This is a genomic window from Candidatus Binatia bacterium (assembly GCA_029243485.1).
In the GTDB taxonomy this organism is placed as follows: Bacteria; Desulfobacterota; Binatia; order UBA12015; family UBA12015; genus VGTG01.
On the sequence record JAQWRY010000079.1, the window covers coordinates 109,533 to 133,234 of the forward strand.

Consider the following 23,702-nt stretch of genomic DNA (forward strand, 5'->3'; position numbering starts at 1 on the left):
CTCGATTTGGTCGGTGCACCGGCGAAGCGTGCGCCAGCCGCGTCCGCTCGCGGGAAGAAGCCCGCGAGCAAGAAGCGACCGCGCAGGAGCGCAAAACCGGCTGAAGACAGACCTACTCGGTCATGTCCTTGATCTTCTGATCGAGCTCGATCTGGGCATCGTTCTTCGGCGGCGGCGGGACCATGATCTTGGTCATGTCGCCGTCGACCTTGATCTTACCCGACATGAAGGCCTGCATCGCGGCGGCCTGGTCGCCCATCACGACGAGCGCGCGAGCGGTCTCGTAGTCGGTCGTGATCGTGACTTCGGGATTCTCGAGATGTCCGCGCCCGACAATCGGATTCCCCTGCGTGGTGTCGGTGTGCATCTGCACCGCGCCGTCGCCGAACGGAACCCCGCTCACGTTCTGATTCAGGCGCATCTTCACGGCGGGCGCCGGCACCTTGTCTGCGTACTCCTCGTTCAGCGCGATCAGCGTGTCGAGCCATCCGTCCGAAAGAAATGCGTGCTTGGCCATGGTTCTCCTCCGTAGTTTGCGACCCCGGCTGAGATCCGCCGGAACTCCCCTCGTTTACTGCGCCCCGGCCCCCCGCGCCAGTTCTCCTCAGGACGGACCCGCCCGTCCCGTCGCACGGGCGGCCCACCGGTCCGAAAGCACCCCGATCGACGCCACCGGGCGACATGGACAGCGGGGCGCGTTTCCCCGATATTCCCGCCTGTGGGACACCCCCCCGAAATCCTCACGTTCGGCTGCCGGCTGAACGCGTACGAGAGCGAGGTCATCCGCAACCTCGCCCAAGGCGCGGACGACGACCTTGTGGTCGTGAATACCTGCGCCGTCACCAACGAGGCCGAGCGCCACGCACGCCAAGCGATTCGACGCACGCGACGAGAGCGCCCCCATGCACGAATCGTCGTGACGGGCTGCGCCGCTCAGATCTGGCCGGACCGATTCGCCGAAATGCCCGAGGTGGACCAGGTCCTCGGCAACCGGGAGAAGATGGAGGCATCCAGCTGGACCGCCGAGGCCAATCACGTGGCTCGGGTCCGGGTGAGCAACATTGCCGAGGTCAACGAAACGGCCTCGCACCTGATCGGCGGATTCGAAACGCACACCCGCGCGTTCGTCCAGGTTCAGAACGGATGCGATCATCGCTGCACCTTCTGCATCATTCCGTACGGCCGCGGCCCGTCGCGATCGATTCCCCCGGAACGGGTGATCGAGCAAGTGCGCCTCCTCGTCGGATCCGGCGTCGGCGAGGTCGTCTTGAGCGGCGTCGACCTGACCGCCTACGGGGCCGACCTTCCCGCACACCCACCTCTCGGCACGCTCGTCCAGCGCCTCCTGCGAGAGGTGCCGGAGCTTCGCCGGCTGCGGCTGTCGTCCCTCGACCCCGTCGAGATCGACGACGACCTCTGGTCCGTGCTCAGTGAAGAACCCCGCCTCATGCCGCATCTCCACCTGAGCCTCCAGGCCGGCGACGACGTGATCCTCAAGAGAATGAAGCGTCGCCACCTGCGCGATGACGTGCGGGCGGTGACCGAGCGCGCACGCCGCCTCCGTCCCGACGTCGTCTTCGGCGCCGATCTGATCGCGGGCTTCCCCACCGAGACCGAGCAGATGTTCGACCAGACCCTCGAGCTCGTCGAGGAGCTCGGGCTGGTCTACCTCCACGTCTTCCCCTACTCCGCACGACCCGAAACCCCCGCAGCGCGCATGCCACAGCTTCCCAAGACCGTCCGTAAGGTCCGCGCGGCACGCCTCCGCGCCATCGGGGCCCACGCCCACCAACGACTGCTGGAAACGAAGCTCGGGCGAGAGCACGAGGTTCTGATGGAAGCGGGCAACGTCGGCCGCACTCGCGACTTCGCTCGCATCCGCATTCCCGAGGGCGCCATCGCGGGGAGCTTCCTCCGGGTTCACGCCGACGACATCGACGACGAAACATTGGTCGGACATCGACTCGGCGATGACCGCCCACGCGCTTTCGCCTGATCCACACGCAACGCAAAGGAGACGCATATGTACGACCTACAGACCATCGAGGCCATCAAGCGACTGAAGTACAAGTACATGCGTTGTCTCGATCAGAAGCGATGGGACGAGATGGCCGAGTGCTTCACCGAAGACGCCACCGCCGCGTATAGCGGCGGCAAGTACTCCTTCGAGGGACGAGACGCCATCATCGCCTTCTTCAAGGAGTCGATGGGGAGCCCGAAGGTTCTCTCGAGCCATCGCGTCCACCACCCCGAGATCGACGTCACGAGCGACGCGACCGCCCGTGCAGAATGGGGCTTGGAAGATGTCTTCATCAACGAGGAGATGGGCATCACGGTCCGCGGCGCGGCGTACTACAAGGACGAGTACGTGAAGGTCGGCGACACGTGGAAGATCAAGCACACCGGCTACGAGCGCGCGTATGAAGAGATGGAGTCCCGCAAGGACATGTCGTGGCTCTCGATCACACAGCGCTTCGGCCAGGCGGATTAACGGGAGCCTCACATGAGCACGATGCGATTCAACCACATGGAACTCACGTTCCCGGTCGGGGAACTCGACGACACCAAGAAGGACGAGATCCGAACTTTCTACGATGAGATTCTCGGGTGGAAGTCGCTGGACGTCCCGATCCTCGGCCAGCAAGGGTTGCTCCTCCAGGTCGACGATACCGTGAGCCAGTTCATTCTCCTGATGGAAAGCCCGAACCCCATCCGCTCTCCCGGCTACGATCACCTGGGCCTCTTGATGGAGGACCGCGGCGAGGTCGATGAACTGCTCGAAAAGTGTCGAACGTTCCAGAAGCGCGACGACCGCGTCCAGATCAAGGAATACAAGGACCTCGACCAGGGCGCCGTCGTCGTGCACGCGTTCTACGTCAAGTATCTCCTGCCGATCTGGTTCGACATCCAGAACATGGAGTGGCAGGCCGGAGCAGAGCCCCAGAAGACCTGGAAGTATGCCTGACGCGAGCCCCACGGCGCGCAACACAGCGGGCGCCGCACGGCGCCGGGCCTCAAGCTAGCGCCTCATTCCTCCGATGACTTCGTCCAGGGAGCACACTCGGCCAGGTCGGCTCGGGAACCGCTTCCGTTGGAGGCTGGGATGGGACGAACGGTTGCGGCTCTGAGCTTCTCGATGATGTTGACCTGTTGCGCGGCGGACGCGGCATCGGCCGACGATGAGCTGAACGGCGCGGGTACGGCACAGGCGGTCCAACAGGCCATCCTCTCGAAACCCGGCGGTGCCGACTCGGTGATGTCCCTGCAGAACGACCCGAACGTAAAGAGCCTCCTTCAGGACGAGGGAGTGATGCGGGCCGTACGCTCCGGAAACTTCGCGGCACTCGCGCAGGACCGACGTGTCGAGGCGCTCATGCGCAACCCGACGGTCCGCGCCCTCGCCGGCGACCTGCAGCCCTAGCGAGCCGACTCAGGAAGACGGTAGCGCAACTCGCCTGAAGGGGCGCTCCCGTCGTTTCGGGGTCGAAGCCGCGCTCAGTCGAACGGGTCGATAGCCCCCGGGGCTGCTGAGCTGACTGGCAACCCATGGGCATTCTCCCGTGCGCACCAGGCCTCCCGAGGCCGCCATCGGCCGGATCAGGGGCGCTTCGTTTGGGTGTCGCACACCCGGACACCAGGGAGCAAAGTTTCCCGGCAGGTAGAAGAGGTACTCGACCGGCGCTCCGGTCGGGGCCCGACGCGGCCAGGCATCTCGCAAGGCGCTCCGCACGTTCCCTGCACCTGACCGTCCGCCACCCCGAATCCACGCCACACGCGAGGCCACCGGCCGTTGACAGGTTTGGCAGAGTATCCGTAGTCTCCACAGGAGTGCGCGCGACGTCCACGCGGCCCCCTCTGCCCAGGAGCTCTTTAAAACAATGTCCACCTTCGATCGCGTTCGCGCGCTTCATTTGAGCCTTGCCGTCCTCGTTCTGGTTTCTGCCTGCGGCAGCGACGGGACGTCCGCACCGACGCAGAGCCCGTCACCACAACCGACGACGACACCCGAGCCGGCCCCGGTGGCCGACTTCGATGTGACCGGAAGCGTCGAGCAGGTGTACCTCGTTGGCGCCACGCCGGGAACGGAGTTGCAGCTCGTCGACGCCGACGGCAGCGTCGTGCAGACGGGCACCGCGGACGACAACGGCACATTGATCTATCGCCACGTCGCGGCAGCCGCCGGCTACCGTGTGGAGGCCGCTGACGGGAGCAGCTCCCCCGCGTTCGAAGTGAAGACGGCAGACGACGTTCCGTCGCAGGATTTCTACTCCTCGCAAGAGATCAACGCCGGATACGGCTATCTCGAAACGCGCGACGGCACTCTTCTCGCCTACAACGTGATGCTCCCGGGCGATCCGGAAGACGGTCCGTATCCGACGGTCGTAGAGTACTCTGGTTACGACCCCGCCAACCTGGACGCGCCGCAGCCCAGTTCACTCATCGCCAGCGTGCTCGGCTACGCCGTCGTCGGCGTGAACATGCGCGGCACGGGCTGCTCGGGCGGCACGTTCGAGTTCTTCGAAACGCTGCAAACGACCGACGGGTATGATGCGATCGAAGCGATCGCCGCGCAGCCGTGGGTGATGGACAACGAAGTCGGCATGGTCGGCCTCTCGTACCCCGGGATCAGTCAGCTGTTCGTCGCGTGGCGTCAGCCGCCGAGCTTGATCGCGATCGCACCTCTTTCGGTCGTCTCCGACACGGGCCGCGGGACGCTGCGCCCTGGCGGCATTCTCAACAACGGCTTTGCAATCTCGTGGTCCGAAGATCGTCGCCGCGACGCGATGGTCGGCGGCCAGGGGTGGTCCCAGAAGCGCCTGGACGAGGGTGACCAGGTCTGCATCGACAACATGCTCCTTCGCGGGCAGACCCCCGATATCCTCCAGATCATCGCCGAGAACGAGTTCTACGTGCCCGCCGTCGCCGATCCGGTCTCACCGGTCACGTTCGTCGACAAGATCCAGGTGCCGACCTACCTCGCTGGCGCGTTTAACGACGAGCAGACCGGCGGCTACTTCGCCAACATGGTGGCCAACTTCACGGGCACCGATCAGGCCCGCTTCACGATGGTCAACGGAGCGCACACCGACCCGTTCGGCCCGGAGGTGTTCAGTCGCTGGATGGAGTTCCTAGACCTCTACGTGGGCAAAAAGATCCCAGCGCGCCCTGGATCCGAGGACTTGATCCTCGACGTTCTGCGCAATGACATCTTCCGGGTCGAAGCGTTGCCGATCGAAGCGGAACGCTACGACGGCGTCGCAACGTACGAGGAAGCCCTCGCCCAGTGGGAGGCCGAGCCTCGGGTTCGCATCCTGTTCGACAACGGCGCGGGCGACCCCGCGGTACCCGGTGCGCCCTACCCCGGATTCGAGATGGGGTTCAAGACCTGGCCGGCGCCCGAAATGGAGCCGACAACCTGGTACTTTGGCGCAGGCGGCGCCCTCACCGAAAGCGCTCCCAGCGGCGCCGACGGAGCCGACAGCTTCGTGTACGACGCGACACTCGCCCAGAAGACAACTCTCTCGTCGGGAAGCTCCTGGGAGGCGCTGCCGGCCTACGAATGGGCCTACCGCGACGAGGGGACCTTCTTGTCCTACACGAGCGCGCCCCTGGCTGACGACGTCGTGATGGCCGGCTCCGGCAGTGCCGACCTCTGGCTGATGTCCGATGCGGCCGACACCGACATCCAGGTGAGCCTCACCGAGGTCCGCCCGGACGGCGTCGAGTACTTCATCCAGAACGGATGGCTGCGTGCCAGCCGCCGGCACCTCGACGCTGCCGCGTCGACGGACATCCGACCCGTCTCGACCCACCTGCTCAAGGACGCCAAGAACCTCCCGGGTGGCGAGTTCTCCCTGGTGCGAGTGGAGATCTTCCCGTTCGCGCACCCTTTCCGGGCCGGTTCTCAGATCCGACTCTATGTCGAAGCCCCAGGCGCCACGCGAACGGAATGGCGCTGGGAAGCCCTCGAATTCGATGGCGAAGTCGTGAACACCGTCGCCCGCGTATCGGGCATGGCATCCAGCGTCGTTCTGCCCGTCATCCCCGACGTCGAGATCCCGACCCCCCTCCCCGCGTGCCCCAGCCTCCGGGGCCTGATGTGTCGCATCGCCCAATAAACCGAACCAACGACTGGCCTTGCACGAATGCAAGGAATTTTCTCGCTTGTCCGGTCCGAGACGGCCGTGTTAGCTCCTAGAAATACTGAACTTTTATGGCCGACTTTCGTCGGCTCATCATTGGACGAGCCCAGACCGAAAAATGCCTTCCTCTTCGTAACCCTCAATATCCTGACATGGCTCGCCACCGGAGGGATTAAGTGCCTCGGTTGAACGGAATTATCTTCGGAACAGGACTGCTAGTTGCGACATCGTTCGCGACACCGGCCGGCGCGGTCTCCATCCCGGCAGACTTTTGCTCGGGCGATCCATGCACGATCACCGGCACCGTGAACGCGGACGCCGGATCGGTCGTTGACTTCGGTGCGCGCTCGCTCGTGTTCGGGCCGAGCGCTCGCGTCGTTGTCGGAGCCGGTGCACTCCCGCGGGTACTCACGCTGATCGCAGAAGACATCAGCATGGCTGCCGGCTCCGAGATCCGCGGCTTCGACGCGGACAGGGCCGTCGTCACCCTCCAGTCCACCGTCGGCTCGGTCACCATGGCCTCCTCCGGTTCCAACCGTGCCGAGATCAACGTGAAAGCCGACACCATCGACGGCGGTAGCATCACCATCACCTCTGCGGCCGACGCCATCATCGGCGGGCGCCTCACCGCGAGCGCGCAGGGCGAAGACGCGTCCGCCGGAAACATCGAAGTCACCGCAGCCGGCATGGTCGTGATTTCTGAGGAAATCACGACCAAGGGCAGCGGCCTGTTCGCAGGCGGCGGCGACATCTCGGTCACCGCAGGCGGCGACATCACTGCCACCAACAAGGTCTTCGCCGAGGGTTCCGACTTCGGCGGCGGCGACGTGACCTTCGAGACGACCAGCGGCAGCATCTCCATCTCCGAGCTCGTTTCGAACAACGGCGGCAACCCCGACGGTGAAGCCGGCGAGTACACCTTCGATGCACCGCTCGGTGACTTTCATCTAACCGCGACGGGCGAGATCCGCGGCAAAGGTGGCGCCGGCGCCGACGACGACTGCGGAGACGGTGCGTCGACGTTCATCACGGTCGGCGGAAGCGTCAGCATCGACGGTCTCGTAGACATCCCCGGCGGCTTCCAGTGCTTCGGCGGCGACTTCACCGTGGCAGCCGGAATCGACTTCATCCAGAACGGCAGCGGCAAGATCTCGACTGCAACGGGCGGCGGCTTCGGCGCCGGTGGGGTCGTGGAGATCTCGGCCACCCACAGCGCGACACTCCGCAAGGTCGATGCCTCCTCCGCCGGCTTCGGCGGCGACATCGACGTGACCACCGGCCTGTTCATCGAGGCGTTCGACAAGCTGAACTCGAAGGCAACGGGCGCCGAAGGCGTCGGCGGCCGGATCTCACTCATCTCCTGCTCGGTCGACGTAGTCTCGCCGGACGGAGAGCTCGACTCCCGCGGACCGTATGTGTTCCCGGGCTTCGGCAAGAACCTCATCAAGGTCAGTGGCGCCAGCACGATCTCGGGCGACATGTTAGCCGCGACCGAGAACGAGATCCGATATCTCTTCGCCGCTCCTACGGTGACCGGCTCGATCGACCCAGCCGCGATCATCACTCTCGACCAGCTGCTCCTCCCCTGCGAGAACACGTGCGGCGATGAGAGCGTCGAGTCACCCGAAATCTGTGACGACGGAAACATTTCCGGTTGTGACGGCTGCTCCTCGGACTGCTCGCGCGTCGACGATGTCTGCGGCGATGGCATCAAGGAGTGCGGCGAGCAGTGCGACGACGGCAACGCTACTCCCGGCGACGGCTGTGAGAACGACTGCACGCCGACCGGACAGGAAGAGAGCGGCGTGCTCATCGAGAGCAGCGGCAAGAAGGTTGGCTGTCAGGCCCAGTGGCTCCTGCAGATCAGCGATCCCGACACCGACAAAAAGGGCAAGCCCGCGGCCAAGCAGGTTTGCACCGACGGTGACACGCGGTGTGACGCCGACGGCGTCACGAACAGCTCTTGCTCGTTCCTCATATCGCCCTGCTTGAACATCCCGGACGACGATCTCCCCGAGTGCAATCCGTCGCGCCGCGTCGACCGCATCATCCTCAAGAAGCCTCTCCCGGGCTCGAACAGCGCCCAGGATGATGCAAACGCGCAAGCCGTGGTCGCGAGCCTACTCACGCTCGGCACAACGGTGGAAGCCGACGGCGCCGTGCTCTCAAGCGGTGGTCCCGTCTCGGGCGCGACCGTCTGCGGACCCGCGGTCGAAGTTGAGATCCCGTTCACTGGCAAATCCGGCAAGAAGACCTTCAAGCTCCGCACCGAGAACGAAGTCGGCCAGACTCTCAAGAAGGCCCAGGTCCAACTCAAGTGCGAGCGCAACGACGCGGTCTGCGGCAACTCGGTCCTCGAAGTGGGTGAGGCCTGCGACGACGGCAACATCACGAGCTGCGATGGTTGCTCGAGCTGCCAGGCCGAGATCTGCGGCAACGGAACGGTCGAGTGCACCGAGCAGTGCGACGAAGGCCTCCTCAATGGGACCGAGGGCAGTGCGTGCAACGCGACCTGCGAGATCCTCGCTCCGGACCTTCGCATCCCCGGCGGTGGCTCCAAAAAGACCGACTGCATGTGGCAGTGGTCGATGGAGATCGGCGCCGGTGATCTGAAAGTCGACAAGAAGGGCAACGCCCGCAACAAGCAGACCTGCCGCGACGGCAACCCTCAGTGCGACCTGGACCCCGCCCCCGGCAACTGCCGCGTGCGGGTCTTCGGCTGCGCAGCCGCTAAGAACGACGCAATTTCCTGCCTGGCGCAGTCCGTCGACAGCCTCGACATCAAGCGCCCGAAGGTGAACGCCAAGACGGGCTGGGAGATCGCCGCACGCGCGACAATGGACACGGCCCTCGGGGACATGCCGTTCCCGCTGGCCGCCGGAGAGGTCTGCTCCAGCGCCATGGACATCGACATCCCCCAGGGCGAGAAGCTCCGCGTGTCCGTGAAAGCCTTCGGCGTCAAGAAGGACGGCGACTCGCTGAAGATCGACTGCGAGTAGCCAAGAGGCGAGGGCCACTACGGCCCCTGCCTTGCGGCCCCACATAGAGACGTTCCTCCCCGCCCGGGCCTCGAAAGAGTCCCGGGCGGTCTTTTTTGTGCATTGCCCGGCTACCGCCCGGGAGGGCATATTCCCGTTAGAAGTATCGACGGACCACCCTACATCATCCGCTCTCCGAGCCGTGGCCTGGCCTCGGGAGCCCCTCATCTGTCGGCCCCATCTCCTCCGTTCTCCTGGGTGGTCCATGAACCAATGAACCGAGGAAGTGCCGACAGCGGGACCCGTTTCGCCTCCGGCACCACTGAATTTCGCCGCAAGGAGAAACCGCACCGATGAATGTGAAGACTTTTGCGCCGGCCGCACTCGCTGCCTCACTGGCGCTCCTAGCCAACGCCCCCATTGCCTCCGCCGGACTCGACGCGGGCCTCTGGCCGATGTTCCAGCACGATCCGCAGCACTCGGGTCGCACGACGGTGAACGGCCCTCAGGGCCCCGCTCCGCAGCTCGTTTGGGAGTTCCGGGGAGACTCGCGCTTCCGCGCCGCGGTCGTGGTCGACGTGAACGGAACCATCTACGCGCCCAACGGTAAGCGACCGCTGACCGCAATCGACCCAAACACCGGACTCGAGCTCTGGTCGGCAAACGTGCTGCCGGTTGCCGGCAAGTCGAAAGTGGGTCTCGCGGATCGCTCGCAGCCTGCCGTCTCTGACGACGGCCGGATTTTCCAGGGCGCGCGCGACAACAACCTCTGGGTGACCGAGACAGGCACGGGCGCCGGCGACACCGCGGGCGAGATCTCCTGGACGTTCCACATCCCCCACGACGGCGACGTCACCACGTCTCCGACGATCGCCTCGGACGGCACGGTCTACATGGGCTCGGAGGCCCTGGGGTCGGGCTGGTTCTACGCGATGAATGCCGACGGCACCTTCAAGTGGCCCAACAGCGCGAACGTGCAGGACGGCAAGGTCGTTCTCGGCGGGAGCCTGAAGAACGTCTCTGCGGCTCTCACACCGGACGAGTCGATCGTGTTCGTGTCGATCAAGACAGAAGCGATCGCCCTCAACGCCGCGGACGGCAGCGAGCGCTGGCGCAACGTCACCGCCTCTAAGGGCTTTGGCAGCCGGACGCCCAACTACAGCCCGGTCGTCTCCGCCGACGGCTCTACGGTCTACTTCAACTCCAAAGACGGCCTGTGGGCCTTCGACACGGACACCGGCGCCACGGTCTGGCCGACGCCCTTCGTGCCACCCCATCCCGGCGGCAAGAAGCGCGAAGCGCTGAAATCCGCTCCCGCGCTGGGCGCGGACGGCACTATCTACATCGGAGCCTCGAAATCGAAGAAATCCAGCCACTTCTACGCGCTGGACCCCGCCGACGGCAGCATCAAATGGGCCCACGAGCACACGGACAAGGGGCAATACATCAACGCCCAGGCCGTGATCGGAGCCGACGGCACTGTCTATACGGGCTTCGGCAAAATGCTCTACGCCTTCGAGGGCAATGGCGATGGCGTGGGCGGAAGCTCCATCAAATGGAACATTTTCGTGCCAGGAAAGTTCGATGCCGGCCCGATCATCGGCGCCGCCGGAACAATCTACGTCGGAGTGAGTAAAAGGCTGTACAAAGTGACCGACTAGCTGGCATTTTGTACTCTTCACTTCCGCGGGGCCGGTCGGGACCAGCACTGCGGGAGACCGAAGTCTTCGGGGGACGACTTCGGACACTCATCCAACAGCCCGACCCCAATACAGGAGCCCGCACCATGAACCTCAAAAAAGCTCTCTCCACCGCCCTCTCCCCCCTCGCCGTCTGCGCCATGCTCGGCTTCACGGGAACGGATGCGGCGGCCGGCCTCGCGACCTCCCCGTGGCCCATGTTCCAGCACGACGCGCAACACTCTGGCCGCACGGACGTGAGCGGGCCTCAGGGTCCCGTTCCGAACATCGCCTGGTTCAAGAAGACACGCTCGCGCCTACGCGCTTCGGTTGCAGTCGGACCGACCGGTACCGTCTTCGTTCCCAATGGGAAGAACCCGCTCTCGGCTTTCGACGGAACCACCGGCGTCGAACTCTGGCAGTCGTCGAACCATAATGGCGGACACGCGGATCGCTCGGGCCCCGCGGTCAACGACGTGGGCGTCGTCTATCAGGGCGCACGCGACAACGACCTGTGGGCGTGTGACACGACCACCGGAAACGTGAACTGGCGCTACCACATTCCCCACGACGGCGACGTCACGACGCCCCCGACGATTGGGAGCGACGGAACGATCTACATGGGCTCCGAAGCACTCGGCTCCGGCTGGGTGTATGCGATGACGCCGGCCGGCGCGCCAAAGTGGCCGGTGGGCGGAAACGTCGTCGACGATGGTCACGTCGTCCTGAGGGGCAGCTTCAAGAACGCCTCGCCGTGCCTCAGCCATGACGAGCTCACCCTGTACCTCTCGGTCAAGGACGAAGCGATTGCGCTCGACTCCGCCACGGGCGCCGAGCTCTGGCGCGTCGAGATCGCCGGCAAGGGCTTCGGCAGCCGCCACCCGAACTACGCCGCCACAATGTCGAACGACGACACGCAGGTCTACTACCAGTCGAAGTCCGGCCTGTGGGCCCTCGACCCGGCGACCGGCGACGCGCTCTGGCTCTTCGTTCCTGAGAACAAGCAGGAGCTAAAGTCCGCCGTTGCCATCGGCGCGGACGGCACGATCTACATCGGCGCATCGAAGAAAAAGTCCTCGCACTTCTACGCACTCGACCCGGTCGACGGCAGCATCAAATGGAAGCACGTTCACTCGACGAAGGGGCGGTACTCGAACAACCAGGCCGCGGTCGGGGCCGACGGGAAGATCTACGTCGGGTTCGGCAAAGCCGTGTTCGCGTTCGAAGAGGGCGGCGACGGCCTCGGTGGCAGTGACCTCGCCTGGTCGATGCCCCTCCCCGGCAGGATCGACGCCGGTGTCATCATCGGCGGCCCAGGCGTCCTGTACGTCGGCGCCGGCAAGAACCTCTGGAAGCTCACGGACTAATCGCCGAGCGGCGCTAGAGGGGCAGACAGGCCTCTCTAGCGCCCCGCTCGTCTCAGCCGGGCGGGTCCGTTAGCCTGGTGAGTCTCCATGAGCACCCCTGAACAGGGCGCTCTCGTGCGGGCACGTCGGCTCGTCAGCGAGATGCGCGGGTACCGCTGGAATCGAGGCAACCATATCTCGACCGAGGCCCCGATTATCATCGGCGGCTGCGGACGGAGCGGAACGACCCTGATGCGGGTGATCCTCGATTCGCACTCGCAAATCGCCTGTGGACCCGAATCGAACGTCTTCCCGTCGCCCAACAAGCTGAACGCGGGAAGCCCCGGCGCAGAGAAGCTCGCCAAGAAGTTCGATCTCTCGTCGACTGACATGAGAACCCTGCTGAAAAGTTCGTCGACGCGCGCCGAGTTCGCCGAGCGTTTCTTCGATGCCTACCGCAAGCAGGCCGGCAAACCGCTCTGGGCCGACAAGACCCCGCGCAACATCCAGGTGATGCCCTACATCCTCGAGCACTTCCCGAAGGCACGCTTCGTTCACGTCGTTCGCGACGGGCGCGACGTCGCGTGCTCGCTCCGAACGCATCCCCGCCACCGCGTGATCGACGGCCAGATCGTGAAGCTCGACACCTGGAACCCGATCGAAGACTGCGTCGGTCGCTGGGTGAAGGACGTGGGCGATGGCCTCACCTACCGTGGAGACCCTCGCTACTACGAGCTCAAGTACGAAGACCTCGTGACGAGCACCGAAGACACCCTGCAAGGGCTTTTCACCTTCCTGCAGCTTCCGTGGGAGTCCGCCGTGATGAGCTTTCACGAGGTGCAGTCGGCCTCGCGCGACCCCGTGAAGTTCGCGCAGAACCCCGAAGCGACGAAACCCCTGCAGAGCTCCTCGATCGGAAGGTGGCGCAAAGACCTGAGCCAAGACGACCTCGCGTACGTGATGCGCGAAGCCGGCGCCCTTCTCGCCAAGCTCGACTACACCGGGGAGACCACCTCGGACACCTCGCACCCGACCGCCTGACCTCTTCATGCTCGAGAAGTTCCGCACCCTCCTTGGCCACACTCTGATCTACGGCCTCGGGAACTATGGCATCAAGGTGATCGGCTTCCTGCTGATCCCGCTGTACACCCGTTTTCTCACGACGGGCGACTACGGCGTCATGGCGCTGGTCTCGATCTACACCCAGGCCCTCTTCATTCTGGTGAATATGGGCCAGAGCACGTCTCTGTTCCGGTTCTACTACGACCACGATACCCAGGAGGGCCGCGCCAAAGTCATCTCGTCCTCCCTTTGGATCCTGATCCTCTTCTCGCTGCCGATCGCGGCCGTCCCGCTGCTAGCGTCCGAGATGATCTCGGGGTGGATCCTCGACGACCCGGCCTACTGGTTCCTGATCACCATCGCGACGGGAACGGTGCTCTGCAAAGTCCTTTTGCGCATGCCGTTCCAAATGATGCGCGCGGCCGACGAGAGCAAGAAGTACGCGAAGTGGTCGATCGTGCGGAACGGCCTTACGACTTTCATCGCCGTCGTCCTCGTCGCCTTCTTCTACATGAAGGCGACCGGAGTGGTCCTCGCGCAATTCGTCGGCGAGTTCACGATGTGTCTGGTGCTCACCTGGCCGGCACTCCGTGCCCTCAAGGCCGGATTTCACTGGCAGGGCATCAAGGACCAACTGAAGTACGGCCTTCCGCTCGTGCCGGCCGGCGCTGCCGCGTTCATCCTCGACCTCACGGACCGCTGGTTCATCAAGGAGTACTACTCGGTCGACGAGGTCGGGATCTACGCGCTCGGCTACCGCTTCGGCGAGATCATGACGTTCGTAGTCACGGCCTTCCAGCTGTCGTGGCCGCAGTTCATCTTCCGAAACCAGAAAGAGGAAAACGCACCCCAACTCTACGCGCAAATGGCGACGTACTACATCGCCTTCCTGCTGTTCCTGTGGGTGGGCCTTTCCGCTTTCAGCCACGACCTGATCCACATCATGGCCACACCAGCCTTCTACGCCGCGGCAACCGTCGTCCCGATCATCGGCTTTGCGCTCGTCCTCGACGGCATGACCTTCATGGTGAAGGTCGGCATTCTCATCACGAAGAAAACCTACTTCCGGACGATCACGATCTTCATCGCCGCGTCGGTCAACATCGGCCTCAACTACCTGTTCATCCCGACGTACGGCATGGTGGGTGCCGCGTGGGCGACGCTGGGCGGGTTCTTCGTCCAGGTGATCCTCACGCTGCTGTTCTCCCAGCGGCTGTACTACGTGCCGTTCCCGTGGGTGAAGATCGCGTGGATCATGGGAGGCGGCCTCGTGACGTTCTTCCTCGCGACCTCGATTCAGTTCGACTCGCTCATCGCGTCGATGGCGTTCAAGTCGGCGGTGATGCCGCTCTATCCGATCGCCCTCCTCGCGAGCGGCCTGTTCGCCCCCCAAGACATCGATAGCGGTCTCACATTCGTGGGCGAGAAGATCCCGAAGGCGAAGCCGGTGTTCGAGAAACTCCGCCCACTCGTGAAGTACATCCCGGGCGAGTAAGAGCACTCAATCGGCCGGGACACGCACCTCGCAATCTGCGTCGAGCACCGCCGCTTCCGGCCCAATCGCCCTCGCCTCGCAGGTGGGGAAGTCCTCGGCAGACAGAGTTCCCGCCGGGCAATCGAGGACGATCCGCAACTTTACCTCTCGAGCGGATGGATCTGCGAACGCAACCCGGAGGACTCCGTCCTGGTCGTTCGCGGTGTGCACGGCTCCTGCGCGAAGCGCCTGCCACGAGAACCAGACGGCTCTGCGAGCATCCGTGCGCCGGCTGTCCGGTAGCCCTCGGAGAATTGGTGGGCCCCGGGAGGGGCGTCACCGTGGGCGACGGAGTCCGTGACGGCGGGGGTATGGGTCGGACCCGCGGGAGGTTTCGTGGTTGTCGTCGCTTGCATCGAGAGCGGACTGGGTGCCGATGGAGAGAGCGTAGCCCCCAGCCAGTCGATGAGCGCACGGATGCCGCCGGCACTCACAGATTCAATATCGCTCTTACCTAGGAGACATAGTCTCGCGCCCTCACATCCCGAAGGGACCTCGAGTTGAAGTCAATCGCGAAGCCAGGTCTCCTGGATTGTCGGCATCCTACTTACAGTGGCGGGGGGGCGACGAAACGAATCCTCTCGACGCACACGAGTGCCAGCGCGCAACCTGACCCTCTTTCAAGGGCTGTTGCATCGTCCGCGGTTCGTCTGGGTACATCGACGAGACCCATTCGCCGTAGCCGTTGAAGATCGGCGTCGGGAAGATCTCCCTGGGCTTCGTGCCGAGCCAGCAGGCGTGGCCCTGATCCCAACGTGGATGCGGAATCTTCGGGTCCACGTTCGGCGAGAAGCCGTACGCGTAACCGTAGGGAGGAACGGACCAGAAGGTCGGTGGCTGGCGCTTCATGAGCTGAATCGACACGACCGATTTCGCGCCCTTGTAACCGTACTTACAGGGCAGGACCATTCGGGCCGGCGCGCCGTTTTGTTTGAGAAGTGGGTGGCCGTACATCCCGGTCGCGACGAAGGCGAGTGGGTTCGTCTCCTCATCGATGCGCAGCACTGACGAACCGAACGAACTTGGCGTCGGACGTCGGCTCGACGCGCTCGAGGAGCTTCGCGAGCGGCACCCCAACCCACGGCACGTTCATCACCCAACGTTCCACGCACCGAAACGCGTACAGCCGTTCCTCCAGACCGATCGCGTTGATCGCGTCGAGATCGAACGTCGTGGGCTTGTTGCACTCACCACTCACCTCGACCGCCCAGGGCTCGACTTCAAAGTCATTCGTGAGCGGGCAAACGAAGCCCCCCTCCCCAAGCAGGAACTCGTAGAAGTTGTTGTGGGACCCCGCTTCCTTCTCGGCGATCGTCTTCTGGAGCTGATCCCTCGGGAGGGGGAAGGCCGCGCTCTTCTCGATCTTCGTGCCCACGGGGTACTTGAAGGGCGGCCGCAGGAAATCTGGCGCGGACGTTTCCGCGTTTGCCCACCGCGCGCCCAAGCCAAGCAGCGGCGGCGCGGCGCCCGCCCGCCCGAAGCACATCCCGCCGCCCTACGAACACCTCGAACGGTGTGATCCACGGGGCTGTTCCTCGGCCGGGAAATCGAACTTGCTCATCTCGGTTCCTCCCGGCCCGAGTCGGTCCGAACGTTCAGGCGTTTACGAGAGGAGCGACTTCCCGCATGAACAATTCGAGCTGATCCACCTGCTCGTGGACCGAACGGGCGCGAAGGCGGACGCCCATGTGATTCACGCCGAGGGCCTTCGCTGCGCGGAGCGGCTCGGCGAGTTCTTCTCCGCTCCCACTGATCGAGCCTTCCGGCAGATCCCACGTCGGCTTGCCAACGTACATCCAGGGCGAGTTCTGGCCGATCTCGATCGGGGCATCGCCGCGCGTCTCCGCCCGGTGCCCGCGAAGCATCTCGATCGCGCCGGCCATGCCCATCTCAGGTGGGCCCTGCGGAAGCCAGCCGTCGCCTCGCTCGGCGGCACGCCGGATCGCCGCCTTGCTCGAACCACCGACCCAGATCGGGGGGCGAGGCCTCTGCACCGGTCGAGGCTTCATACCGACATCGGAGAACTTGAACGCCGGCCCCTCGTGGCTCGGGTATTCTTCCCGGAACGCCTCAGCGATCGCGTCGATCGACTCGTCGAGCAGCTTGCCGCGACGCTTGAAGTCGACACCGAGTGCATCGAATTCCGCCTTCGCGTGGCCGGTTCCCACTCCGAGGATCAATCGCCCGCCCGAGAGCGCATCGACGGTCGAATACGCCTTCGCCGAGTCCAGTGGGTGACGATAGGGCAGGATCGCAACGTACGACATCAGACGAATCTGCTTCGTCGCCGCCGCACACCAGGCGAGGGTCGCGACCGTGTCGTACCAGATCGTGGACATCCGCTCGGTGAGCTCGCGGGGGACGGCAACGTGGTCGGACACCGCGAGATAGAAGTAGCCGAGACGATCGGCGTTCTCGGCGATCCGCCGCATCTCGGCGGGCCCGCACTCCCCCTCCCATCCTTGGGAGAAGCTCAAGCTCTGCGCCGCGATGGGCAGGTGCAGACCAAAACCAATTTGGCCCTTCGGAACGATGGAAACGACGTCGTGACGCGCGGCAGACATGGCGCCAACCTTAGCTGGGGCCATTCCACCGGAGCAACGCGCGCCAAGTGGCGCCGTCCACGCTCGGTCCCTTAAGCTCTCAGCCCATGACGGATCGAGATCGAGTCGAGAAATTTCAGTTCGCGGGGCAGGACGTCCCATGGCTCCTGGACCTGTGGGCCCGCACCAAGCCCGATCACCCGGTCCTCATCTGGGAACCCAAGAACGGCGAGGAGCGCCGGTGGACCTACAAGGAGTTCAACGAGGAGATCACCGCGATTGCCGCCGGGCTCCACGCGCGCGGCGTGAGCAAGGGCGACAAGGTCTTGATCCACGCCGAAAACTGCCCCGAGATGGTCCTGGCCTGGTACGCATGCGCCAAGGTCGGCGCCGTCGGGGTGACGACGAATACCCGCAGCGTAGGAAGCGAGATCGAGTACTTCGCCGATCACACCGGCTGCGTGGCCGCGATCACCCAGCCGCAATTCGCGAAAATCGTCGCCGCGAATGCCAGGAACCTGAATTGGATCGTCGTGACCGACGACAACAGCGGCGAGCCGGCGTCGTCCGACCAGACCGATCACGGTCAGCCGAGTTTCTCCTCCCTTCGTGCCGACCCGTCCACCTTCCCGGCTCGCCCGCCCGAGCCGATGCTGCCGGTCGGCATCATGTTCACTTCGGGGACAACGTCGCGCCCGAAGGCGGTCGTGCACACCCATGCGAACGCCCTCTGGGCATCGCGCATGGGCCCGATCAACATCGACATGACGACGGACGACACGTACCTGATCTACCTGCCGTTCTTCCACGTGAACGCGCAGAGCTGGTCGATGTGGACGACGCTGGGCGTGGGCGGCACCGTTGTCCTTCAGCCAAAGTTTTCCACGTCACGCTTCTGGCAAGTCATCCAGAAACACGACGTGACTCACATCTCGCTGATCCCCTTCGTGTTCAAGGCCGTCGCCGCGCAGGAGATCCCGGATCACAAGCTCAAAGTCGGCGCGTTCGGCCTGATCATGCCGGAACTCGAGGGATGGCTGAAGCTTCGCGTGGGCGCGTTTTGGGGCATGACCGAAACGGTCATTCATGCGACCCGAGCGGACTTCCAGCAAACCTACCCCAACGGCTCGATGGGCAAACCCACGCCGGGTTACGAGTACCTCATCGTCAATCCGGACACAGGCGCCATCTGCGACGACGGATCAGTCGGCGAGCTGTGGGTGCGCGGCACGCGCGGCATCCAACTCTTCCTCGAGTACTACAATAACCCGGAAGCGAACGAGAAGAGCTTCACGGACGACGGCTGGTTCAAGACCGGCGACATGGTCTGCCTCGGCGAAGGCGGCAATTTCTTCTATCGCGACCGCGACAAGGACGCCCTCAAGGTCGGCGGCGAGAACGTATCCGCACGAGAGGTCGAGGACGCGTGCCGAAAGGTCGCCGGAATCGCGGACGTCGCCGTGGTCGCGCGCTCGCACGAGATGCTCGACATGGTTCCCGTCGCTTTCATCGTCAAGGGACCGGGCGCACCGGACGACGGCGAGCTCGCGAAACAGATCATCGACAACTGCAAAGCCAACCTCGCCGACTTCAAGGTTCCCAGGGCCGTCTACTTCGTCGACGAGTTCCCGACGGCGACCCTCGACAAGGTCGCGAAGAACAAGCTGCGAGAGATGGCGGAAGAGATGGAGGCGCCCGCCTCATGAAGTTCGTCTGCCACCTCGCCTTCGGGCCCGTCGACCACATGGCCCCGATGGCGAAGGCCATCGAGGAGCACGGCTTCGACTGCGTGGCGCTCTCCGACCACGTCGTCCACCCCGAGAAGATCAAGACACCGTACCCGTACACCGAAGACGGGAAGCCCCGCTGGGAGCCCTTCACGGACTGGCCCGACCCCTGGGTGTCCGTCGGCGCAATGGCTGCCGTGACCGAGCGCGTGCGCTTCGTCACCGGGGTCTACGTTCTGCCCATGCGCAACCCATTCGTGGTTGCGAAGGCCGTCGGCACGGCGGCCGTGATCTCCAAGAACCGGCTGACGCTCGGCATCGGCACCGGATGGATGGAAGACGAGTTCGAGCTTCTGGAGCAGCCATTCCGCCGTCGCGGAAAGCGGACCGACGAGATGATCGAGGTTCTGCGGAAGCTGTGGGCAGGCGGAATGGTCGAGCATCACGGCGAGTTCTACGACTTCGACCGACTCGAGATGAGTCCCGCGCCGTCCGAGCCCGTCCCAATCATCGTCGGGGGATTGTCCGACCGCGCTCTTCGGCGCGCAGCCGAAGTCGGCGACGGCTGGATCTCCGATCGACACACGACCGAGGAACTCGGTCCCTATCTCGACAAACTACGCGCATTGCGGAAAGACTCGCCGCGCGCGAACGAACCGTTGGAGGTTCTCGTGTCGTGCATCGATGCCTTCGACGACGATGCGTACCACCGACTCGAGGACATGGGCGTCACACATCTCGTGACGAAACCGTGGGTATTCTACGGCGGAGAAGAAGACGACCTGACTGCAAAGATCGACGGCGTGAAACGCTTCGCCGAAGAACGAATCAGGTAGGGTCGCCAACCGAAGTCGGCTGACGCGCCAGAAGATCCTCGTAACGATTGAGGATGTTCTTCACGTAGCGCGTGTTCTTCGCGCGATCTTTGCCGAGCCGCGCGGCACGCGTCGGTCCGAGATTGTACGCACCGATTGCGACCTTCGGATCACCGAAGCGTTCTTCGAGTTGGTTCAAATAGTGAAGACCAACGCGAATGTTGAAGTCGGGATCGAACAACGAATGCGATCCCTCCCACGGAAGACCCGCATCCTTCGCAACCTCGCGCGCCGTTGCCGGCTTCACCTGGATCAGTCCCAGCGCACCCATGTGACTCTTCGCGGTCGGCTTGCACGTACTCTCGATCTCGACCATCGCTTGCACGAAGAGAGGATCGTAGCCGTGTCGCCTCGCTTCGCGTTCGATGGTCTCTGCGATCTCCCAGCGCTTGCCCTCGGGGAGAGAGCGGCGACATTCGGAGAGCGCGTTGTAGAGCATACCAATCGCGTGAACCGGCTTCGTCACCAGGACCTCGGGAACGGCATGTGCCACCCCGAGAACACGAGGCGGGGCGAAAAGGAGCAGTCCGGCCAGGGCCGCCACCCCCGCCCTGCGGACGAGGCCCCGCGCAGACCCGCCCTCTGCAAGAAACTCCCTGCTGAGGACGCGCCGAGGCCGTGGGCAATTCGCCACGGCCGGCTCTGACCCGGTGTCGACGGGTCGAGCATCGAGGCCGCTCGATACAGACACAGTGAAAAATGAAGGGACGTAGGTGCGCGTCGGGAACCAACGCGATTGATGGAGGCTAAGTTATGGCCCGTAATGGGGATAGCCCAAAAGATCTAATACGTAAGGAAAGCGCTGCTGATCATCTGGAGCAACGCTAGGCTTTTCGGCTGGGACCCGCGAGACCCTTAATCGCTGCATCCAGGTCCATGCCGAGATCCGCCGCAAAGGAGCGGAAATGGTCCGGCGCTTCGGCCTCGACCGCTAGCGATTTGCGGCGTCCGGGCTGCGGCAAAGAGAGCCTCCACGCGTGGAGGAGAAGGGACTTGTCCGCGGCGCGCGAAACCGACGCGCGCGTGTCGGGACCGTTCTTCGATCCGTACACCGTGTCGCCTTCGACCGGACAACCCAACGTCGCGAGATGCGCGCGAATCTGATGGAGGCGCCCGGTTTCGATTCGGCACGACAACAATGCTCGCCCCCCGGCGCTCGCCAACACCTGCCAATGCGTGATCGCTTCCACACCGCGCGGATCGGGAACGCTCACGCGCAATTCGCCGCGGCGAACCTGCGAAAGGCGCATGCGCGCGACACCGTGCGCACCTGGCGGCCGGCGCTGCACGATCGTCAAGTATGTTTTTTCCACTCGGCGCGTCGCGAACGCTTCGCGAAGTGCGTCATACGCTTCCTCCGTCAACGCGAACGCGACCAGCCCGCTCGTCGCGCGGTCGAGTCGATGTAGAAGCCCGTAGTCACGGCGCGCACCCAGCCGCGAGAGCGTCGGGCCATGATCCGCAAAGACGCCGTTCACGAGCGTGTCCCGAGCGTGCCCCTTGCCGGGCATCGTGACACGCCCCCGAGGCTTCGCGACGATGAGAACATTTCCGTCAACGAACACGGTCTCGTAGCGCACGCGGGGGTTCGCGGCGGGCAACGGCATCCCTGTCCTTCTAGCCGCGGCTCACGCATTGGTCTAGAAGACAACCGTGCCTCGCGGACTCCAGGTCGAACCGGTGACTCAATGGCTCCGTGAGCACGTGCCCGGACTCGAGTTGCCGCTCGACTTCGAATTGGTCGCGGCCGGGGGGTCGAACCTCACCTACCAGGTGAAGGATGCCAGCGGACGCCGCTACGCGCTCCGACGCCCGCCCGAGGGCAAGCGCCTCGCCACGGCCCACGACGTGGGCCGGGAGGTTCGCGTCATGGGCGCCCTCTCCGAGACCACGGTACCCGTCCCGGACATCGTCGCCTCGTGCGAGGACGAATCCGTGACCGGAGCCCCATTCTTCGTAATGAGCTTTCTCGATGGCCTGATCCTCCGGGACCAGGCCGCCGCCGAGGCCCTCGACGCCGACGCCTGCCGCCGAGCCACGGACTCGTTGATCGACGTACACGTTGCCCTCCACGCGACCGACATCGACGCGATCGGCCTCGGCTCGCTGGCCAAACGCGAGGGTTACGTGGAGCGCCAACTTGCTCGTTGGCGAAAACAGGCAGAGCGATCGAAGACCCGCGATCTCCCTCTTCTGAGCGAAATCCACGATCGCCTTGCGGCGAACGTTCCCCCGGCCTCGGGCGCGATATCGCTCGTCCACGGCGACTACCGCTTCGACAATTGCGTTCTCGGCAACGACGACCAGACCGTCATCGGCGTGCTCGATTGGGAGCTGTGCACACTCGGCGATCCAGTCGCAGACTTCTGCTGGTCCCTGCTCTACTGGGCAGACCCGGGCGACGAGTACGCGTTCCTGAATTCGCCGCCGACTCTGCACCCCGCGTTCCCGCGACGCGCGGACGTCGCGGAATCATACGCACGAAAGTCAGGACGCGATTTGAGCGAGCTCTCTTTCTTCACGACGTTCGGGTGGTGGAAGATGGCCTGCATCGTCGAGGGCGTGTACGCGCGCCTGCAGGCGGGTTCAGGCGGCGGCATGGCAACCGAAGGACCCGAACTCGTCGCGCAGCGAGTCGACACGATGCTCGAAATCGCAGCGCGCCAAATGCGCGAGATCTGAAGGCGGTGCTCTGATCGTTCCGCTCTCCTGTTCCGCCGTTCTCACACACCACTGGCTGGTTCGACCACGTGGCGGAGAGAAGGTTCTCGAAGCACTGGCCGAGCTCGTTCCCGAGGCCCCGATTTACACACTCGTTTACGACCTGGCGGGCATGGGCGGCTCTCCGCTCATCAGACGGGAGGTGCACACTTCTTTCCTGCAGAGCATCCCCGGCGCCACGCGGCACTACCCAAGCCTCCTCCCGCTCCTGCCCGTGGCGGCCCGCCGCATACAGCTCCCCGACGTTGATCTCGTCCTCTGCTCCGATGCCGCGGTGGCCAAGGCCATGCGCCCCGCCAAACGAAGCACCGTCGTCTGCTACTGCCATTCGCCGATGCGGTACGCGTATGAGGACGACCTCTACACCGCGTACCGAGAGAGCCTGCCGACGCTCCTGCGCCCGCTGTTCCGGCCGGCCGTGGTCCGCGCCCGCGCGGCCGACCAGGAAGCGGCCGAACGGGTCGATGTCTTCGTCGCTAACTCTGCCCACGTCGCCGAGAGGATCCGGCGCGCTTACGGCCGAAGCGCCGAAGTCGTCCACCCACCGATCGACGTCCCACCGGAGCCCACCCGCACGCCGAGGGCGGACTACTACGTGAGCGTCGGCTTCCACACGGCCTACAAGCGCCTCGATCTCGCGGTCGAGGCCTGCCGACGGCTCGGTCGCAAGCTCGTGATCATCGGCACCGGACCCGAGGTCGATCGCCTTCGGGCCGCCCCACCCTCCCACGTCGAGATCCTGGGGTGGCAGACCGACGCGGCCGTCCGAGAGCACTTCGAGAAAGCGCGCGGACTCCTGTTCCCCGGGGAAGAGGATTTCGGGATGGTCCCCGTCGAAGCATTCGCGCGCGGCTGCCCGGTCATTGCCTACGGTGTCGGTGGGGCGACGGAGTCGGTGAAGCCGTCGGTATGCGGCGTCTGGTTCGAAACGCAGACGGCCGAGAGCCTTGCCGGGGCCATGGCTCGGATGGAGGAACGAACGTTCGACCCCGTGGAGATGCACGGCGAGGCCATCCGATTCGGTCCCGACCGCTTCTTTACGGAAATGCGATCCGTGCTCGACCGCGCGCTCACGGGCCGGTGTTCGTAAAAAA

20 protein-coding genes are annotated in these 23,702 nt (G+C 64.5%); 14 read left to right on the forward strand and 6 right to left on the reverse strand.

Going from position 1 to position 23,702, the window contains the following annotated elements; translation table 11 throughout:
• Window positions 1-112 precede the first annotated feature (112 nt).
• Entirely contained in the window at window positions 113-517 is a 405-nt protein-coding gene (locus P8R42_23650) for an SCP2 sterol-binding domain-containing protein (protein ID MDG2307593.1), read from the reverse strand.
• A gap of 201 nt (window positions 518-718) precedes the next feature.
• On the opposite strand from P8R42_23650, the gene mtaB reads away from it, so the two are divergent.
• The 10 genes from mtaB to P8R42_23700 all read left to right on the forward strand — a co-directional run bounded on the left by mtaB (window position 719) and on the right by P8R42_23700 (window position 14,703).
• Window positions 719-1,996, forward strand: a complete 1,278-nt coding sequence (mtaB, locus tag P8R42_23655; GenBank protein ID MDG2307594.1) for a tRNA (N(6)-L-threonylcarbamoyladenosine(37)-C(2))-methylthiotransferase MtaB — start codon at window positions 719-721, stop codon at window positions 1,994-1,996.
• A 27-nt stretch (window positions 1,997-2,023) separates the two neighbouring features.
• The gene (locus P8R42_23660) at window positions 2,024-2,491 is read left to right on the forward strand and encodes a nuclear transport factor 2 family protein (protein MDG2307595.1); all 468 of its coding nucleotides are present in this window, start codon (window positions 2,024-2,026) and stop codon (window positions 2,489-2,491) included.
• A 12-nt stretch (window positions 2,492-2,503) separates the two neighbouring features.
• Complete coding sequence (locus tag P8R42_23665; GenBank protein MDG2307596.1) at window positions 2,504-2,965, forward strand: hypothetical protein; 462 nt, start codon at window positions 2,504-2,506, stop codon at window positions 2,963-2,965.
• Between the two features lie 138 nt (window positions 2,966-3,103).
• On the forward strand, window positions 3,104-3,421 hold the full coding sequence (locus P8R42_23670) for a hypothetical protein (protein ID MDG2307597.1): 318 nt from the start codon (window positions 3,104-3,106) through the stop codon (window positions 3,419-3,421).
• Window positions 3,422-3,878: 457 nt separating this feature from the next.
• On the forward strand, window positions 3,879-6,119 hold the full coding sequence (locus tag P8R42_23675; protein ID MDG2307598.1) for a CocE/NonD family hydrolase: 2,241 nt from the start codon (window positions 3,879-3,881) through the stop codon (window positions 6,117-6,119).
• Between the two features lie 200 nt (window positions 6,120-6,319).
• On the forward strand, window positions 6,320-9,142 hold the full coding sequence (locus tag P8R42_23680) for a DUF4215 domain-containing protein (protein MDG2307599.1): 2,823 nt from the start codon (window positions 6,320-6,322) through the stop codon (window positions 9,140-9,142).
• 332 nt (window positions 9,143-9,474) lie between these two features.
• Entirely contained in the window at window positions 9,475-10,782 is a 1,308-nt protein-coding gene (locus P8R42_23685; protein ID MDG2307600.1) for a PQQ-binding-like beta-propeller repeat protein, read from the forward strand.
• A gap of 125 nt (window positions 10,783-10,907) precedes the next feature.
• Window positions 10,908-12,167, forward strand: coding sequence for a PQQ-binding-like beta-propeller repeat protein (locus P8R42_23690; GenBank protein MDG2307601.1), 1,260 nt, complete (start codon window positions 10,908-10,910; stop codon window positions 12,165-12,167).
• 87 nt (window positions 12,168-12,254) lie between these two features.
• Entirely contained in the window at window positions 12,255-13,187 is a 933-nt protein-coding gene (locus P8R42_23695; protein MDG2307602.1) for a sulfotransferase, read from the forward strand.
• A gap of 7 nt (window positions 13,188-13,194) precedes the next feature.
• Window positions 13,195-14,703, forward strand: coding sequence for an oligosaccharide flippase family protein (locus tag P8R42_23700; protein ID MDG2307603.1), 1,509 nt, complete (start codon window positions 13,195-13,197; stop codon window positions 14,701-14,703).
• Window positions 14,704-15,285: 582 nt separating this feature from the next.
• Here the strand turns inward: P8R42_23700 and P8R42_23705 are convergent.
• From P8R42_23705 to P8R42_23715, 3 genes are all read right to left on the reverse strand, one after another.
• Window positions 15,286-15,747 carry a molybdopterin-dependent oxidoreductase gene (locus P8R42_23705; protein ID MDG2307604.1) on the reverse strand — a complete coding sequence of 154 codons (462 nt, stop codon included), beginning with the start codon at window positions 15,745-15,747 and terminating at the stop codon, window positions 15,286-15,288.
• Window positions 15,731-16,117, reverse strand: coding sequence for a molybdopterin-dependent oxidoreductase (locus P8R42_23710; protein MDG2307605.1), 387 nt, complete (start codon window positions 16,115-16,117; stop codon window positions 15,731-15,733). The genes P8R42_23705 and P8R42_23710 overlap by 17 nt, the downstream gene beginning before the upstream one ends.
• Window positions 16,118-16,337: 220 nt before the next feature.
• Complete coding sequence (locus P8R42_23715) at window positions 16,338-17,306, reverse strand: TIGR03619 family F420-dependent LLM class oxidoreductase (protein MDG2307606.1); 969 nt, start codon at window positions 17,304-17,306, stop codon at window positions 16,338-16,340.
• An 86-nt stretch (window positions 17,307-17,392) separates the two neighbouring features.
• Here P8R42_23715 and P8R42_23720 point away from each other — a divergent pair, with 86 nt between their 5' ends.
• Both P8R42_23720 and P8R42_23725 read left to right on the forward strand, forming a co-directional pair.
• On the forward strand, window positions 17,393-18,991 hold the full coding sequence (locus P8R42_23720; GenBank protein MDG2307607.1) for a class I adenylate-forming enzyme family protein: 1,599 nt from the start codon (window positions 17,393-17,395) through the stop codon (window positions 18,989-18,991).
• Window positions 18,988-19,848, forward strand: coding sequence for an LLM class F420-dependent oxidoreductase (locus P8R42_23725; GenBank protein MDG2307608.1), 861 nt, complete (start codon window positions 18,988-18,990; stop codon window positions 19,846-19,848). Before P8R42_23720 ends, P8R42_23725 begins: the two co-directional genes overlap by 4 nt.
• Here the strand turns inward: P8R42_23725 and P8R42_23730 are convergent.
• Both P8R42_23730 and P8R42_23735 read right to left on the reverse strand, forming a co-directional pair.
• Window positions 19,841-20,353 carry a transglycosylase SLT domain-containing protein gene (locus tag P8R42_23730; GenBank protein MDG2307609.1) on the reverse strand — a complete coding sequence of 171 codons (513 nt, stop codon included), beginning with the start codon at window positions 20,351-20,353 and terminating at the stop codon, window positions 19,841-19,843. The two genes, P8R42_23725 and P8R42_23730, sit on opposite strands and share 8 nt — an antisense overlap.
• Before the next feature lie 358 nt (window positions 20,354-20,711).
• Complete coding sequence (locus P8R42_23735) at window positions 20,712-21,494, reverse strand: RNA pseudouridine synthase (protein MDG2307610.1); 783 nt, start codon at window positions 21,492-21,494, stop codon at window positions 20,712-20,714.
• Window positions 21,495-21,540: 46 nt separating this feature from the next.
• Here P8R42_23735 and P8R42_23740 point away from each other — a divergent pair, with 46 nt between their 5' ends.
• Window positions 21,541-22,569: a phosphotransferase family protein gene (locus P8R42_23740; GenBank protein ID MDG2307611.1), complete on the forward strand. Its 1,029-nt coding sequence runs from the start codon at window positions 21,541-21,543 to the stop codon at window positions 22,567-22,569.
• 181 nt (window positions 22,570-22,750) lie between these two features.
• A complete protein-coding gene (locus tag P8R42_23745; GenBank protein ID MDG2307612.1) occupies window positions 22,751-23,698 on the forward strand; it encodes a glycosyltransferase in 948 nt (315 codons plus the stop codon).
• Window positions 23,699-23,702 lie beyond the last annotated feature (4 nt).

Bases quoted from the DNA above. Each gene is read 5' to 3' on its own strand.
- P8R42_23650 (MDG2307593.1), bottom strand. From the start codon at position 517: ATGGCCAAGCACGCATTTCTTTCGGACGGATGGCTCGACACGCTGATC.
- P8R42_23660 (MDG2307595.1), top strand. From the start codon at position 2,024: ATGTACGACCTACAGACCATCGAGGCCATCAAGCGACTGAAGTACAAG.
- P8R42_23665 (MDG2307596.1), top strand. From the start codon at position 2,504: ATGAGCACGATGCGATTCAACCACATGGAACTCACGTTCCCGGTCGGG.
- P8R42_23670 (MDG2307597.1), top strand. From the start codon at position 3,104: ATGGGACGAACGGTTGCGGCTCTGAGCTTCTCGATGATGTTGACCTGT.
- P8R42_23675 (MDG2307598.1), top strand. From the start codon at position 3,879: ATGTCCACCTTCGATCGCGTTCGCGCGCTTCATTTGAGCCTTGCCGTC.
- P8R42_23685 (MDG2307600.1), top strand. From the start codon at position 9,475: ATGAATGTGAAGACTTTTGCGCCGGCCGCACTCGCTGCCTCACTGGCG.
- P8R42_23690 (MDG2307601.1), top strand. From the start codon at position 10,908: ATGAACCTCAAAAAAGCTCTCTCCACCGCCCTCTCCCCCCTCGCCGTC.
- P8R42_23695 (MDG2307602.1), top strand. From the start codon at position 12,255: ATGAGCACCCCTGAACAGGGCGCTCTCGTGCGGGCACGTCGGCTCGTC.
- P8R42_23700 (MDG2307603.1), top strand. From the start codon at position 13,195: ATGCTCGAGAAGTTCCGCACCCTCCTTGGCCACACTCTGATCTACGGC.
- P8R42_23715 (MDG2307606.1), bottom strand. From the start codon at position 17,306: ATGTCTGCCGCGCGTCACGACGTCGTTTCCATCGTTCCGAAGGGCCAA.
- P8R42_23720 (MDG2307607.1), top strand. From the start codon at position 17,393: ATGACGGATCGAGATCGAGTCGAGAAATTTCAGTTCGCGGGGCAGGAC.
- P8R42_23725 (MDG2307608.1), top strand. From the start codon at position 18,988: ATGAAGTTCGTCTGCCACCTCGCCTTCGGGCCCGTCGACCACATGGCC.
- P8R42_23735 (MDG2307610.1), bottom strand. From the start codon at position 21,494: ATGCCGTTGCCCGCCGCGAACCCCCGCGTGCGCTACGAGACCGTGTTC.